This is a genomic window from Ferrovibrio sp. (assembly GCF_019636075.1).
In the GTDB taxonomy this organism is placed as follows: domain Bacteria; phylum Pseudomonadota; class Alphaproteobacteria; order Ferrovibrionales; family Ferrovibrionaceae; genus Ferrovibrio.
Genome location: NZ_JAHBYG010000003.1, coordinates 89,956 through 104,522, shown reverse-complemented (window position 1 = coordinate 104,522; position 14,567 = coordinate 89,956). Strand labels below are relative to the sequence as shown.

The following is a 14,567-nucleotide window of genomic DNA, read 5'->3' as shown; positions in this document are numbered from 1 at the left end:
GCCCGCGTATTTCCTGTGTGATGTGGATTTGATGAGGCTTCGCTTAACATTATGACCGAGCAGTATCAAGGCAAGGCCGCACAAGAGCGGGCGTCTATCGTCATCGGCACCCGTGGTTCGCCGCTGGCGCTGGCCCAGGCGCGGGAGACCCGTTCCCGGCTGCTGGCGACCATTTCCACCCTGGCCGATAACGATGTGGCAATCCAGACCTATAAAACCACCGGCGACCGCATTCAGGACCGATCCTTGGCGGATTCCGGCGGTAAAGGCCTGTTCACGAAAGAGATCGAAGACGCGCTGCTGGCCGGCGAAATCGACCTGGCCGTGCATTCCATGAAAGACATGCCCACGCGATTGCCCGATGGCCTGATCATGGCCGCCTATCTGCCACGCGAGGATCCGCGCGATGTGCTGCTGGGGGCCCGGCCCTGGACTTTACAGACTCTGCCGCAGGGCGCTGTGGTGGGTACATCCTCGCTGCGGCGCAAGGCCTTGCTGCTGGCGCGGCGGCCAGACCTGCAGGTGATCGAATTCCGCGGCAACGTAGAAACCCGCCTGCGCAAATTGCAGGAAGGCGTTGCCGCCGCCACCTTCCTGGCCCGCGCCGGCCTGAATCGCCTTGGCATCACGCCATCCGGCCTGCACATCCTGAGCCCTGAGGAAATGCTTCCCGCCGTGGCGCAGGGCGCCATCGGCATCGAATGCCGTGCTTCGGATACCAGCCTGCTGCGCCATCTGGCCAAACTGGATGATGCGCCCACGCGACGGCGCGTGGAAGCCGAACGCAGCCTGCTGGCGGTGCTGGATGGATCCTGCCGCACGCCGATTGCGGCTTTGGCGGAAATCGATGCAACAGGATCGCTGCGGCTGCGTGCCGCGATTGCCAAGCCCGATGGCAGCGTGCTGCTGGAAACCGAACGCCAGGGCGATGATGGCGTTGCCATGGGCGCGGATGCCGGCGCTGAGTTGCGCGCACGCGGCGGCGCGGATTTCTTCTGACATGGCGCGCTTGCTGCTGACCCGGCCGGAAGCCGACGCAGCGGCGCTGGCAGAAAAATTGCGTGCACGCGGCCACAGCGCCGATATCGCGCCGCTGTTGCGGATTCACGTCCTCGATGCCGCCCTGCCGAATCTGAATGGCACAACAGCGCTGCTGATCACCTCGGCCAATGGCCTGCGTGCCTTTGCCGCAAAGACCGCACACCGCGACCTGACCGTTTATGCCGTGGGCGAAGCCAGCGCGCGCGCGGCACGCGCCGAAGGTTTCACGGATGTGCATGCTGCCGGCGGCGACCTGCACAGCCTGGCCGATCTGGTAACGCGCTTGCGCAAACCATCGGATGGCCCACTCTTGCACGCAGCAGGAGAAACGCTGGCCGGCGATCTTGTCGGCCTGTTGTGCAATGCCGGTTTCGATGCGCACGGCATTGCGCTGTATAAAGCTGAAACCGCCAGCAGCCTGCCGCCAGCGGTTGCGGCCAGCCTGCGCGCAGGCGAATATCGGGGGGTGTTGTTTTTCTCCCCCCGCACGGCGACCACTTTTGTTAGGTTGGTTGCCGAATCGGGCGCTGGAGATGCAGTTGCCGGCACACAGGCGTTTTGCCTGAGTGCGAATGTTGCCGAGCGGATAGCCGCCCTGCCCTGGCGCGGCATCTGCGTTGCAGCGGAACCCAGCGAGGCGGCCTTGCTGGCCGCAATGGATCGGGAGTTGGCATGAGCGAGACGCCGAAATCAGACACCAAGGCCGGCAAGTCCGGCGGCGCCGATCGCATCATCGATGCGGAGGCCGAGCCGATCAAGCAACCGGCTAAACGCGGCGTTCTGCGCACGCTGCTCTTGGGCGTGCTTGCCGTGGTGGTCTGCGTAGGCGTAGCCGCCGCTTATTACATCAACACGATGCCACCCTCACCGGCTTCTTCCACGGCGGCTTCTTCCACGGCGGCTGGCTCCACATCGGGCGCGCCCGTCACCTTCGTACCGACGGCGCCGGCATCCGCCCCAATCGCCGCTATGGATACCGCCACGCAAACCAAGGTGCAGGATTTGGAACGCCGCATCGCCGCGCTGTCATCGGCGCTGGAGCGGCTTAACACGGTCTCGGCCAATACCAATGCCGCGCCGGCAGTGGATATCTCGGCGCTGGAAAGCCGCATCGCCGATCTGGAAGTGAAACTCGCAACCCAGGCCGCCGAAGCCCGCCAGCGCCATGAAAGCACCCTGCGCGAATTGGCCAAGGCGACCGAGAAGGCCGTTGACCTGGATGTGAAGCTGACCGAACTGGCCAATCAGCGCCAGGCCGGTCTGCGCCAGCCGGTGGCCTTGCTGCTGGCCTGGCAGGCGCTGCGCGAGCATGCATTGCTGGGCCAGAGTTTTGAAGCCGAACTTGCCAAGCTTTCCCCGTTGGTGGAGCGCGAGAAGGCCAAGGCGCTGAGCGACACTCTTGCCGCGCTGGCCGCATTCTCCTCCGCGCCGGCCAAAACCCAAACCGCGCTGATCGCTGCCTTTCCGCTGGCCGCCGAAGCGCAGATGCGCGATCCGGCACCGGCCGCCGATGCGCCGCAGCCCACCTGGTGGCAGCGCGCCATCGACAAGCTGTCGCATCTCATCACCATCCGCCGCGTGGGCGGCAACACCGCCGACAGCACCAGCCCCGATGGCAAACTGGCCGCTGCCGAAGCCGCCCTTGCCAAGGGCGACCTGGCCGCCGCCTTGCGCGCCCTCGATGGCCTGGATGCCCATGGCGACCTGGCCGGCTGGAAGGCCGATGCCGAGGCGCGGTTGAAGTTGCAGGCGGCGCTGGAACGCTTCACGGCCGCGTTGCGCGATCATTTTGCCGTGGAAGGCTGAGCGTCATCATGCTGGCCCGTTACGGCATTGCGCTGATCGTTTTGATGGCCCTGGCGGGGCTGGCCGCCTGGATCGTGGATCAGCCCGGCACCGCGCGGTTCACCTGGCTGGGTTATGAGATTGCCGCACCGGCGCCGCTGATCGTGCTGCTGCTGGCCTTGCTGGCTTTGGGCCTGGTGGTGCTGGCCTGGATATTTGCCTGGGCCGCCGCCCTGCCCCAGCGCCGCAAGCTGAAGCGCCAGGCGCGTGGCCAGGCGGCTTTCGCCGCCGGCATGGTGGCGGTGGCAGCCGGCGAACCGGGCCGGGCCGCCAAGCTGGCCGCCAAGGCCGCGCAAGATCTCGACGATCCCACCCTGGCCCGTCTGCTGGCCGCCCATACCGCACAATTGACCGGCGATCAGGAAGCCGCGCGCCGCGCCTTCACGGCCCTGGCCGCCGATCCGGCCACGGCATTTCTCGGCCTGCGCGGCCTGATCGGCGATGCCCGCCAGCGTGGCGACCGCGATGCCGCCCTGCCGCTGGCCCGCAAGGCCTCGGCTTTGCGGCCCGCTTCGCCCTATGCGGCGGAAGCCGAATTGCGCCTGCTGCTGGAAGCCGGCGATTGGGCCGCGGCGCGCGAGCGGCTGGAAGCGGCCCGCAAGCGCAAGGCCGCCGGCAAGGCCGATGCCGACCGGCTGGCCGCCCTGCTGGACCTGGCCCAAGCGATGGAAGCCGCCGAGGCCGGTCATGGCCTGGAAGCCGCCAAACTGGTGCGCCGCACCGGCAAGCTGCTACCCGATCACGTGGGCCGCGCCGCCATCCTTACCCGCGCCGCCAGCGATACCCAAAGCCGCCACGAAGCGCAGGATTGCATCCGACGGCTATGGCCCACGGCCCCCAGCCAGGCATTGGCGCGGCTGTGGCAACGGCTGGAAGACAGCCAGGCCCGCGCGCCCGATATCCGCATGCAACGCGCCCGCATGCTGGCGGAAAGCGCACCCGATGCAGCGGAAAGCCATCTGCTGCTGGCGGAAGCTGCCCTCCATGCACGGGATTTCGGCCTCGCCCGCGCCGAACTGGAACAGGCGGAAAGCCTGCAAGGCAGCGGCGCCTGGTCGGCCGCCATCCGGGCCGGACTGGCCCGCGATGGCGATGGCGAGGAAACCATCGCCGAGCGCTGGCAGGCCCGCGCCAATCGCGCCAGCGAACCTTGGCTGTGCCGCCAATGCGGCGCCGGCCATGCCGAATGGGCGATGCGCTGCCAGGCCTGCGATGGCTTCGACAGCATCGCGCCCCGGCGCGAGGCGACGCAGGACAGCGCGCAAGGCACCCTGCCGGCAACGCCATTGCTGCTGAGCGGGCCGAAACTGTAGTGTCTGCAGGCAATTTTCGTTATAGTTTTTTGAACATAACGAACCGGAAGCCGCCATGGTCCGTGAGAACGAAATCCGCGCCAACGAAATCGCCGTAACCCCGCCGGATGCCTCGGATGCCGGGCTGGTTTTCATCGGCCGCATCCACACGCCCTGGAACAATCGCCTGCTCTGCCCGCGCCAGGGCCGCCATGATGGCCCGATCTGCCGGATCGAAATCTTCGCGCCCTGGGTGCCGGCGCTGGATGGCGTGGAACGCTTCCAGCAGTTGGAAGTGCTGTATTGGCTGGATCAATCGCGCCGCGACATCGTGAAGCAAAGCCCAGCCAATAACGGCGAAACCCACGGCGCCTTTTCGTTGCGCACGCCGGTGCGGCCCAATCCCATCGGCACGTCGATGGTGGTGTTCGTGGAGCGCAAGGATAACTGGCTGATGGTACGCGGGCTGGATTGTCTGAACGGCACGCCGCTGCTGGATATCAAACCGGACCGCTGCCAATTCACGCCGATCGCGCCGCCGCAGCCCGGCGATTTCGAGACCGGCTGACGCCCGTCCGGTCAGCTTTTAGGCAGCAAGTCGTAAGGCAGCTTGAACCCCGGCAATGCGGCGATGCGTTTCCACCAAGCTTGGATGTTGGGGTATTCGTCGAGATCGAATTCGGCCTCGGCGGCATGCACCACGCTGCTGAACAGGCCGATATCGGCAATGCTGGGGCCGGATTCCAACAGGAATGTACGACCTTCGAGCAAGCTTTCCAGCATGTCGAGGCCAGTTGCGGCAGCCTTGCGGGCATGCTCCACAACGGCGGGATCGGGCTTCACGAAACGGGCATAGAAGCGCGCGCGGTTCATCCACGGCATCAGGCGGTCCACATCCCAATGCAGCCATTCGCGGGCCTGCTGGCGCTCGGCAGCATCCTTGCCGCCGAAACGGCCGCTGAGATCGGCCAGGTATTCGATGATGGCGCAGGATTGCACCAGTGGCAGGCTGCCCTGCGTCGCCCTCTCATGCACCAATACCGGCACCTGGCCGAAGCGGTTCAGCTTGAGGAATTCGGGGCTCTTCTGCTCGGCCTTGGAGAGATCGACATGGCGATAGGCATAGGGTTGCCCGGTCAGCGCCAGCATCAATCCCACCTTGTAGGTGGGCCCGGACAAAAAGCTACCGTAAAGCGTGAACTGATCGGCCATGGCGCTGCGATACTCCCCCTTAAGCAGGCCGCACCGGAATGCTTGCCAAGTCGGCCCATGGGACGTATTTTCCGCGCGCCCGAGGGCGGGGTCAACCCGGCCCGTGTGACGGATCGGGGCATGCCGGCGTAGCTCAGCGGTAGAGCAAGACTTTCGTAAAGTCGAGGTCGGGGGTTCAATTCCCTCCGCCGGCACCATTTCCCGCCGAAAACTCCATCAATCCGCCCGCCGCGCCGCAACCCGACGCGCCACAATCGGCCCGCCTTCCGGGCCGGTCAGCCGCAAAGCGCCATCGGCCGCGACCTCGAATCCACGCACCGCCTCCATGGCGACCAGGAACCGCCGTTCCAGATCGGCCATATCCTGCGACAGGCAAGCCATCCGGGTGCCGGCCAGCGGGCCGAGTTGCAGGGTTTCCCCGGTGAGACGGTAGACACCGGTATAGCGGTTACAGCCGCTGCTGCCCGAAACCCGCCCGCGCGCCTTCTCCGGCTCGGCGGCAAATAGCAGGCTGGGGCCGCGCTCCGCCACGCCCACGGCCGGATTCACACCGACGGCCTGGCCGCCGATGCTTTCCACCCGCCATTCCGCGCCCAGCAGCAGATCCGCCGGTTCGCCGCCACAGCCACGCAGCATGCGGCTATCCAGCTGCAGGGTAACGGTATCGGGGAAACTCATGCCGCTCATGCTGTCGCGGCAGGCCTGACGCACCACATCCACCCGCAAGGATCGGCTGCCATCGCGGCTTTCATAACGGTAGCCGCCGGGTATCTCCTGCCGCGCCGGCAGAGCGGTTTCCAGCCGGGTGGCGCCATAATCCAGTTGCAGCGCCAAAGTGCCCGGGGTGAGCCGCAGCGCCCAGGCCGGTTCGTTGCCGGCGGCGCGGTAGCCGGGATCGCTGGCGGCCGCCTGGGCCGCATTCTGGGTCGCATCCTGGGCCGTACTCTGAGCTGAAGCCTGGACCAGACAGGTGGGATAAACCCGGTCGCCCACGCTCAGGCTGGCCTCGCTGCCCTTGTTCCAGAACTGCACCCGGTCCGGCCCGGCGCCGCCGCCATACCGCGCGCCCGAGGCCGCCGCCACCTGGCGCAACGCGAAGGCGCGGCCATCCACCAGCAATTGCGCCTTGTCGCCGCCGCCTGCCTGGGCACGGAATTCCACCCGCGACGAACCGCAGCGGAATTGCGTGGCCGTGCCATCATCGGGCAACAGGCCCAAGCCGCCAGCCAGGCTGCTACCCGGCAGGGCTGGCCCCGATATCCCGGTTTCGCAGCCGCTCAATGCCAGCAGACAAAGCAGCAATATCCTGCGCATGTCAGGCCCTGCGGTAGATCGCCCGTTCATCGGGCTGCGGATCGGCCTCTACCCGGCCATCGCCAGCCATGTGAATCAGGTGCGCCAGCACCGAGCGTGCGGCGGCGCCATGCAGATGCTTGGGCACATCCACATACATGCGCGCCACCAGCGCCGGTATGCTTTGCGGCCCGGCTTCCAGCGCCGTCATGATCTGCGCCTCGCGGCCCTGGCGATGGGCAACCAGGGCTCGCACAAAAGCCTGCGGCGAGCCCCCGGTGGTGGCCTCGCTGATCGGCGCGCCATGGGTGGGGTAATACACTGCCTCATTTCGCGGCAGCAGTTTTTCCAGGCTGCTGTAGTATTCGGTCATGCTGCCATCGGGCGGAGAGATGATCGTAGTGGACCAACCCATCACGTGATCGCCCGAAAACAGGGCATTCTCCTCGGCCAGGGAAAAACACAGGTGATTGGAGATATGCCCGGGCGTGTGCAGCGCCTGCACTTTCCAGCCATCGCCTTGAATCCATTCGCCATCCGCCAGCAGGTGATCGGGCTGGAATTCATGGTCGCCGCCCTCTTCCACCGCCACGCCACGCGGCTGCGGATGCGGACCGAAGGCATAGCTGGGCGCGCCGGTGCGGCGCTGCAATTCCGCCGCCAGCGGCGAATGATCGCGATGGGTATGGGTGATCAGGATATGGCTGATAGTCTGGCCTTCCAGCGCCGCCAGCAAGGCCTGCAGATGCGCCTCGTCCTCCGGGCCGGGATCGATCACCGCCTGGCCGCCGCCGGGCCGGCCGATGATATAGGTGCCGGTGCCATGGAACGTGAAAGCTGACGGATTCTGCGCCACCACGCGGCGCACCAGGGGGCTGAGCCGGGCCGCCGCGCCATAACTGAAATCCAATGTCTTGATGAAGGGCGGACTCATTCCACTGCTCCTGAAATTGACCCTACGTCAGGTCGCTAAAAACGCATTCGACAGTGAACGGATTGACCGGACGAGCGCGCTTAACATAATCTTCGCCTTAGACGGCATAACTACAAGCACAGAATCGCCTGGCGCGAAACAGCGCCGGCAGGGGAGGAGGCTAAGCTGTCTGAGATCGTGCAGTCATTGCTTAATGGCATGGCTTCGGGGTGCATTTATGGCTTGGTCGCGCTCGGCTTCGTGCTGATCTACAAGGCGACCGAAATGGTCAATTTCGCCCAGGGCGACCTGATGATGCTGGGTGCCTTCGTGGCATTCGCGGCCATCGATTCACTGGGGCTGAACTACTGGCTGGCCTTTTTGGTGGCGGTGCTGTTCATGGCCGCCTTCGGCTATGTGCTGGATGCCACCATCCTGCGCCAGGTGATCGGCCAGCCGCAATTCGCCATCGTAATGCTCACCATCGGGCTCGGCTTCACCTTCCGCTCGGCCGCCTCGATCATCTGGGGCACCGAGACGCGCGCCTTCGAAACCCCCTTCACCGCAGGCGTAAGCCAGTTCGGCGGGCTGGTCTTCAATCATGTAAGCGTTTCCATCATCGCCGGCACAGCCATCCTCTGCGCCGCCTTGTTTGCCTTCTTCCGCTATACCCGCGTGGGCGTGGCGATGCAGGCCGCATCGCAAAACCAGCTGGCCGCCTATTACATGGGCATCCCGGTGAAACGCATCTTCTCGCTGATCTGGGCGATCTCGGCCGCCGTGGCCGCCGTGGCCGGCGTGCTGCTGGCGCCGGTGGCGCTGATCGACGTGACCATGGGTCTGCTCGGCCTGAAGGCCTTTGCCGCCGCCGTGCTGGGCGGCTTCGGCTCGATCCCGGGCGCGGTGATCGGCGGCATCGTGATCGGCGTTATCGAACAATTCTCCGGCCGTTATCTGGAATCCGACCTGAAGGATGTGGCCGCCTATATCGTGATCCTGGCCGTGCTGTTCCTGCGTCCGCAGGGCTTGTTCGGCAATATCGGCCGAAAGCGGGTGTGACGCCATGCGCTTTTTCTTCAAGACCGATTACAACCAGGACATCAACCTTTTCCGCGACGGCGTAGACCGCTTCTGGTATGGCCTGCTGATCCTGGCCTTGCTGGTGGCGCCCAGCGTGCTGGAAGATTTCTACCTCGGCGAAATCTCCTACGTCTTCGTGCTGTCGATCATCGGCATCGGCCTGATGCTGCTCACCGGTTTCACCGGTCAGGTATCGCTGGGCCATGCCGCCTTCCTAGGGATCGGCGCCTATACCCATGCCGTGCTGCTGAGCCACGGCGCACCTTTCCCGGTGTCGATGGCGGCGGCCGCGCTGCTGTCGGCGGCCGTGGGCGTAGCCATCGGCTTTCCGGCGCTGCGGCTGACCGGCATCTATCTCGCCATCGCCACCCTGGCCTTCGCCTTCATCATCGAGCATGTGTTGATCAAGTGGGAAAGCGTTACCGGCGGCTTCAAGGGCTTTCCGGTGGAGCGGCCGGAATATTTCGGCATCACCATCACCGACGATATCCCGTTCTACTATCTCAGCCTGTTCTGCCTGGTGCTGGCGGTGCTGGCGGCCTTGAACCTGCTGCGTTCGCCGACCGGACGGGCCTTCATCGCCATCCGCGACAGCGAGATCGCCGCGCAATCCATGGGCGTGAACCTGGCCCGTTACAAGACCACGGCTTTTGCGGTCTCGGCCGGTTTCACCGGTTTTGGCGGTGCGTTGTTCGCCCACAAGATCGGTTATCTGGCACCCGATGCCTTCAACATCCTGCTGTCGATCCAATTGCTTCTGATGGTGGTGGTGGGCGGCCTGGGCTCGATCCACGGCGCCATCTTCGGCGCGATGTTCGTTGGCGCACTGCCGCAGGCGATTGCCATCGGGCGCGACTATCTGCCTGAAACCATCGCCCGTCAGCCAGGCCTGGAACCCGGCCTGTTCGGCCTGATCCTGGTCTTCTTCATCCTGTTCGAGCCTTATGGCATCTATGGCCGCTGGCTGAAGGTGAAGCTCTATTTCTCGCTGTTCCCGCTCTACAAGAAGGCAACGTTCAAGAAGCAGAAATCCTACACCAAGTCGGAGCGCAACCGGTGACCTTCTTCAAGGCCGAAAATATCGCCATCAACTTCGGCGGCATCCGCGCCGTGGACGGCGTGGATTTCGAGATCGAGCCCGGCACGGTGTTCACGATCATCGGCCCGAATGGCGCGGGCAAGACCACGGTGTTCAACCTGATCAGCCGCATCTACAATCCCACCGAGGGCCGGCTGGTCTATCAGGATCGCGACATCACCCGCGAGCCGCCGCATGCCATCGCCGGCATGGGCATCGCCCGCACCTTCCAGAATATCGAATTGTTCGAACATGCCACCGTGCTGCAGAACCTGCTGCTCGGCCGCCATGCCCATCGCAAATCCAATCTTCTGAGCGAATTGCTGTTTCTGCCCAGCGTGCGCAAGATGGAAGTGGCGCATCGCGAGAAGGCGGAGGAAGTGATCGACTTCCTGGATCTGCAGCAATACCGCGACACCATGATCGTGAACCTGCCTTATGGCGCCCGCAAAGTGGTGGAACTGGGCCGGGCGCTGTGTACCGAGCCCAAGCTGCTGCTGCTGGACGAACCGTCTTCCGGCCTCAATACCGAAGAGACCGAAGACATGGCCTGGTGGATACAGGACATCAAGAACGACCTTGGCATCACCGTGCTGATGGTGGAACACGACATGAAGCTGGTGAGCGAAGTTTCCGACCGCGTGCTGGCCCTGAATTACGGTCGCGTGCTGGCCACCGGCACGTCGCGCGAAGTGCAAAGCCACCCCGAGGTGGTCAAGGCGTATCTGGGGGGCTGAGACGTGGCTGAACCGATCCTGCGCCTGAGCAATATCGAGACCTTCTACGGTCCGATCATGGCCATCCGCGGCGTGAGCCTGGAAGTGCCGGAAGGCTCCATCGTTACCGTGCTGGGCGCCAATGGCGCGGGCAAGACCACGATCCTGAAAACCATTTCCGGCGTGATGGACCCGCAAAAAGGCAGCGTGGTGTTCCAGGGTCGCGAAATCCAGAAGATGGATCCAGACAAGGTGATGCGCCTAGGCATCGGTCATGTGCCGGAGGGACGCGAAACCTTCCCCTTCCTCACCGTGCTGGAAAACCTGCAGATGGGTGCCTATACGCGTTCCGACCGCGATGGCATCCAGCGCGATATCGACATGGTCTATGGCTATTTTCCGCGTTTGAAGGAGCGCGAGAACCAACCCGCCGGTTCGATGTCGGGCGGCGAACAGCAGATGCTGGCCATCGGTCGTGCGTTGATGGGGCGGCCGAAGCTGCTGTTGCTGGATGAGCCTTCGCTGGGCCTGTCGCCCAAGCTGGTGAAAGAAATCTTCGAGATCATCGTGCGCATCAATGCCGAACAGGGCACCACTATTCTGCTGGTGGAGCAGAATGCCAATGTGGCGCTGAATGCCGCGCATTACGGCTATGTGCTGGAAGTCGGCCGCATCGTGATGGCCGATACCTGCGAAAAGCTGCTGGAAAAAGAAGACATCAAGGAATTCTATCTGGGCCAGAAGGAAGAAAGCGCACGCGGCAAGCGGCGCTGGAAGAAGCGCAAGACCTGGCGCTGACCGCGCCGGTTCAGACACGCGTTATCAGGGAGGCGGGACATGACGGTCGCCACTATGACAGCCGGAACGGCTGCGACGAGCGGGCAAATCGCCGGCATCGACACGATGCGGGACCAGGACATCCTGGCGGTTATCCAGCGCGATACCGTGCCGCGCTATTTCTGGCGCCGCTGCAAAGAGCGCGGCGAAAAGGTGGCGTTGCGCGAAAAGAAATTCGGCATTTGGAAATCCATCACCTGGCGCGAATACGGCGAGAATGCCAAGCATTGCGGCCTCGGGCTGGCCGCCTTGGGCGTGCGGCGCGGCGATGTGGTGTCGATCACGTCGGAAGGCAAGCCGGAATGGCTCTACACCGATATGGGCGTGCAGGGCATCGGCGCGGTGAATAACGGTATCTACACCACCGATTCTGCCAAGCAGATCGAATACATCATCAACGACAGCCGTTCGGTGGTTTATATCGCCGAAAATGACGAACAGCTCGACAAGGCGCTGGATGTGCGCGAACGCTGCCCATCCTTGCGCAAGATCGTGGTGATCGACATGGAAGGCCTGAAGGACTTCCACGACCCGATGGTCATCAGCTTCGAGCAATTGCTGGAGGAGGGTCGCAAATTCGAGGCCCAGCATCCCGATTACTGGGAAGCCGAACTCGCCAAGGGCAGCCCCTCCGATCTGGCCATCCTGATCTACACGTCCGGCACCACCGGCGCGCCCAAAGGCGCCATGATCAGCCATGCCAATCTGCTGTTCCAGCTGGAAAACAGCTACAAGATGATGGAGCAGTATCCCGACGACGAACAGCTTTCCTTCCTGCCGCTCTGCCATATCGCCGAACGCGGCTTCACCGTGCTGTGGCCGCTGAAATCCGGCTCCACGGTGAATTTCGCCGAAAGCCCGGATACCGTGCCGCAGAATTTGCAGGAAGTGCAGCCCACGCTGTTTTTCGCGGTGCCGCGCTTGTGGGAGAAATTCTTCTCCGCCATCGCCATCCGCATGAAGGACGCGACCGGCTTCGGCAAATGGGCCTACAAGATCGCACTCGGTATCGGCTATAAGCGCGCCGAATGCATCCTGGATGGCCAGCCGCAGCCGACCTGGCTGAAGGCCGCCTTCTGGCTGGCCGACAAGCTGGTGCTGCGCAACATCAAGTCCATCATCGGCATTCATCGGTGCCGCTGGCTGGCTACAGGCGCCGCACCGATCTCGCCCGACCTGATCAAATGGTATCTCGCCATCGGCATGGACATGCGCGAAGTGTATGGCCAGACCGAAAATGTGGGCCTGGCCACAGCACCGCAGGATGACCGCCTGAAGCTTGGCAGTGTGGGCAAGGCCGTGCCCAACACGGATGTGAAGATCAGCCCTGAAGGCGAAATCCTGCTGCGCGGGCCGCATGTCTTCCTCGGCTATCTCAACAATCCGAGCAAGACCGCCGAAACCGTGATCGATGGCTGGCTGCATACCGGCGATGTGGGCAATATCGACAATGAAGGCTGGGTGCGCATCACCGACCGGATGAAAGACATCATCATCACTGCCGGCGGCAAGAACATCACGCCGTCCGAGATCGAGAACCAGTTGAAGTTCAGCCCCTATATCTCGGATGCCGTGGTGATCGGCGACCGCCGAAAATTCCTCAGTTGCCTGGTGATGATCGACCACGACAATGTGGTGAAATACGCCCAGGACCTGAACGTACCGTTCACCAACTTCACATCGCTCTGCCGCACCAAGGAGGTGCAGGAGCTGATCTGGGTGGAAATCGAGAAAGTGAACAAGAATTTCGCGCGGGTGGAAACCATCAAGAAATTCCGCCTGATCGAACAGCAATTGACCGCCGAGGATGACGAACTCACCCCCACGATGAAGCTGAAGCGCAAATTCGTGAACGAAAAATACAAGGATATGATCGACGAGATGTATCGCGGCGGCGAATAGGCCGGCGCGGGCATGTGGTGTTTTTTGTTGCAACACTGAACCTGAAAAAGCTAACCCCGGGAGGAAAAGCTTATGCATAAGGGAAACAAACTGATTGGTGCCGTAGCGGTGGCTGCCGGCCTTGCCATTGCAGGCCAGGCGGATGCACAGAAGCTGCAAGGCGTCAGCAAGAATGAGATCGTGATCGGCATGCACACCGATCTGTCGAGCGTGGCCGCCAGCTATGGCGTCACCTCGTCCAACGCGCTGCGCCTGCGCTTCGATGAAGTGAACGCAGCCGGCGGCATCCATGGCCGCAAGCTGAAGCTGGTGGTGGAAGACAGCCAGTATCAGGTGCCGCGCGCCGTGCAGGCGGTGAACAAGCTGATCAACCGCGACCGCATCTTCATCATGGCCGGCGCCTTGGGCACCCCGCATAACAACGCGGTGTTCGCCGATCAATTCAAGGCCAACATCCCCAATCTGTTCCCGCTCACCGCCGCGCGTTCGATGAGCGCGCCGCATCATCCGCTGAAATTCCAGTCCTACTCCACCTATTACGACCATATCCGCACCGGCGTGAAATACCTGGTCGAAAAGAAGGGCAAGAAGAAGCTCTGCTCGCTGTATCAGGACACCGATTTCGGCAAGGAGATCCTGGACGGCGTGCAGGATCAGGCCAAGGCCATGAATATGACCGTGGTCGAGACCGCCACCAACAAGCCGACCGACACGGATTTCACCGCTCAGGTAGCCAAGCTGCGTTCGGCCGGTTGTGATCTGATCGCGCTCGGCGCCATCGTGCGCGATGCCATCCTGCCTTACGCCACCGCGCGCAAGATGGGCTGGAACGATGTGGACTTCGTGGCTCAGGCCGCCAGCTTCGACCAGATCGTGGCAAGCGCGCCCGGCGGCGTAACGGAAGGCCTCTATGTCGGCGCGGGCACCATCATGCCCTACCGCGACACCGCCAACCCCACCGTGGCTGCCTGGTGGGATTCCTACAAGGCCAAGTACAACGCCGATCCCAATATCGGCGCCATCTATGGCCAGGTTTCCGCCGACATCATCGTCACCGCGCTGGATCGCGCCGGTAAGGATCTCACCACCGAGAAGTTCGTGGCGGCGCTGGAAAGCATCCAGGGCTATCGCGATATCTTCGGCGGCCCGGTGCTGACTTTCTCCAAGACCCAGCACCAGGGTTCGACGGCCACCTTCCTGTCGCAGATCAAGTCCGGCCGCTTCCAGCTGGTTGAGGGCCCGCTCTACTACTGATCCGCCGCATTATCCTGCATAAGCGAAGGCCCGCGGCGGACGCTGCGGGCCTTTTCTATTTCGCAGATGCGAGATGGAGAATCCTGCTGCCGCCTGGCCGGAAG

The 14,567-nt window shown here is 63.5% G+C and carries 14 protein-coding genes and 1 tRNA gene; 12 read left to right on the top strand and 3 right to left on the bottom strand.

Annotated features, from left to right (window positions below; genetic code table 11):
• Positions 1-51: 51 nt before the first annotated feature.
• The 5 genes from hemC to tsaA are packed head-to-tail and all read left to right on the top strand — an operon-like array spanning position 52 to position 4,746.
• Entirely contained in the window at positions 52-999 is a 948-nt protein-coding gene (gene hemC, locus KF827_RS02615) for a hydroxymethylbilane synthase (protein WP_290999521.1), read from the top strand.
• A 1-nt stretch (position 1,000) separates the two neighbouring features.
• Complete coding sequence (locus KF827_RS02610; RefSeq protein ID WP_290999517.1) at positions 1,001-1,717, top strand: uroporphyrinogen-III synthase; 717 nt, start codon at positions 1,001-1,003, stop codon at positions 1,715-1,717.
• Positions 1,714-2,847, top strand: coding sequence for a hypothetical protein (locus tag KF827_RS02605; RefSeq protein WP_290999514.1), 1,134 nt, complete (start codon positions 1,714-1,716; stop codon positions 2,845-2,847). Before KF827_RS02610 ends, KF827_RS02605 begins: the two co-directional genes overlap by 4 nt.
• A gap of 8 nt (positions 2,848-2,855) precedes the next feature.
• Complete coding sequence (locus KF827_RS02600) at positions 2,856-4,199, top strand: heme biosynthesis HemY N-terminal domain-containing protein (RefSeq protein WP_290999511.1); 1,344 nt, start codon at positions 2,856-2,858, stop codon at positions 4,197-4,199.
• Between the two features lie 55 nt (positions 4,200-4,254).
• On the top strand, positions 4,255-4,746 hold the full coding sequence (tsaA, locus tag KF827_RS02595) for a tRNA (N6-threonylcarbamoyladenosine(37)-N6)-methyltransferase TrmO (protein ID WP_290999508.1): 492 nt from the start codon (positions 4,255-4,257) through the stop codon (positions 4,744-4,746).
• Between the two features lie 11 nt (positions 4,747-4,757).
• Here the strand turns inward: tsaA and KF827_RS02590 are convergent, their stop codons facing one another.
• A complete protein-coding gene (locus tag KF827_RS02590; RefSeq protein ID WP_290999505.1) occupies positions 4,758-5,390 on the bottom strand; it encodes a glutathione S-transferase family protein in 633 nt (210 codons plus the stop codon).
• A 122-nt stretch (positions 5,391-5,512) separates the two neighbouring features.
• Here KF827_RS02590 and KF827_RS02585 point away from each other — a divergent pair.
• Positions 5,513-5,587, top strand: a tRNA-Thr gene (locus KF827_RS02585).
• 19 nt (positions 5,588-5,606) lie between these two features.
• Here the strand turns inward: KF827_RS02585 and KF827_RS02580 are convergent.
• Complete coding sequence (locus KF827_RS02580) at positions 5,607-6,704, bottom strand: META domain-containing protein (protein ID WP_290999501.1); 1,098 nt, start codon at positions 6,702-6,704, stop codon at positions 5,607-5,609.
• Between the two features lies 1 nt (position 6,705).
• Complete coding sequence (locus KF827_RS02575) at positions 6,706-7,617, bottom strand: MBL fold metallo-hydrolase (RefSeq protein ID WP_290999497.1); 912 nt, start codon at positions 7,615-7,617, stop codon at positions 6,706-6,708.
• A 198-nt stretch (positions 7,618-7,815) separates the two neighbouring features.
• Here KF827_RS02575 and KF827_RS02570 point away from each other — a divergent pair, with 198 nt between their 5' ends.
• The 6 genes from KF827_RS02570 (at position 7,816) to KF827_RS02545 (ending at position 14,463) form a co-directional block, all read left to right on the top strand.
• Positions 7,816-8,655 (top strand): branched-chain amino acid ABC transporter permease, encoded by an 840-nt coding sequence (locus KF827_RS02570; protein ID WP_290999665.1) that lies wholly within the window; start codon positions 7,816-7,818, stop codon positions 8,653-8,655.
• 4 nt (positions 8,656-8,659) lie between these two features.
• Complete coding sequence (locus KF827_RS02565; protein WP_290999494.1) at positions 8,660-9,736, top strand: branched-chain amino acid ABC transporter permease; 1,077 nt, start codon at positions 8,660-8,662, stop codon at positions 9,734-9,736.
• Complete coding sequence (locus KF827_RS02560; protein ID WP_290999492.1) at positions 9,733-10,491, top strand: ABC transporter ATP-binding protein; 759 nt, start codon at positions 9,733-9,735, stop codon at positions 10,489-10,491. The genes KF827_RS02565 and KF827_RS02560 overlap by 4 nt, the downstream gene beginning before the upstream one ends.
• Positions 10,492-10,494: 3 nt before the next feature.
• Positions 10,495-11,268 carry an ABC transporter ATP-binding protein gene (locus KF827_RS02555; protein WP_290999490.1) on the top strand — a complete coding sequence of 258 codons (774 nt, stop codon included), beginning with the start codon at positions 10,495-10,497 and terminating at the stop codon, positions 11,266-11,268.
• A gap of 39 nt (positions 11,269-11,307) precedes the next feature.
• A complete protein-coding gene (locus KF827_RS02550; protein ID WP_290999486.1) occupies positions 11,308-13,209 on the top strand; it encodes a long-chain fatty acid--CoA ligase in 1,902 nt (633 codons plus the stop codon).
• Between the two features lie 72 nt (positions 13,210-13,281).
• The gene (locus KF827_RS02545; protein WP_290999483.1) at positions 13,282-14,463 is read left to right on the top strand and encodes an ABC transporter substrate-binding protein; all 1,182 of its coding nucleotides are present in this window, start codon (positions 13,282-13,284) and stop codon (positions 14,461-14,463) included.
• Positions 14,464-14,567: the final 104 nt, after the last annotated feature.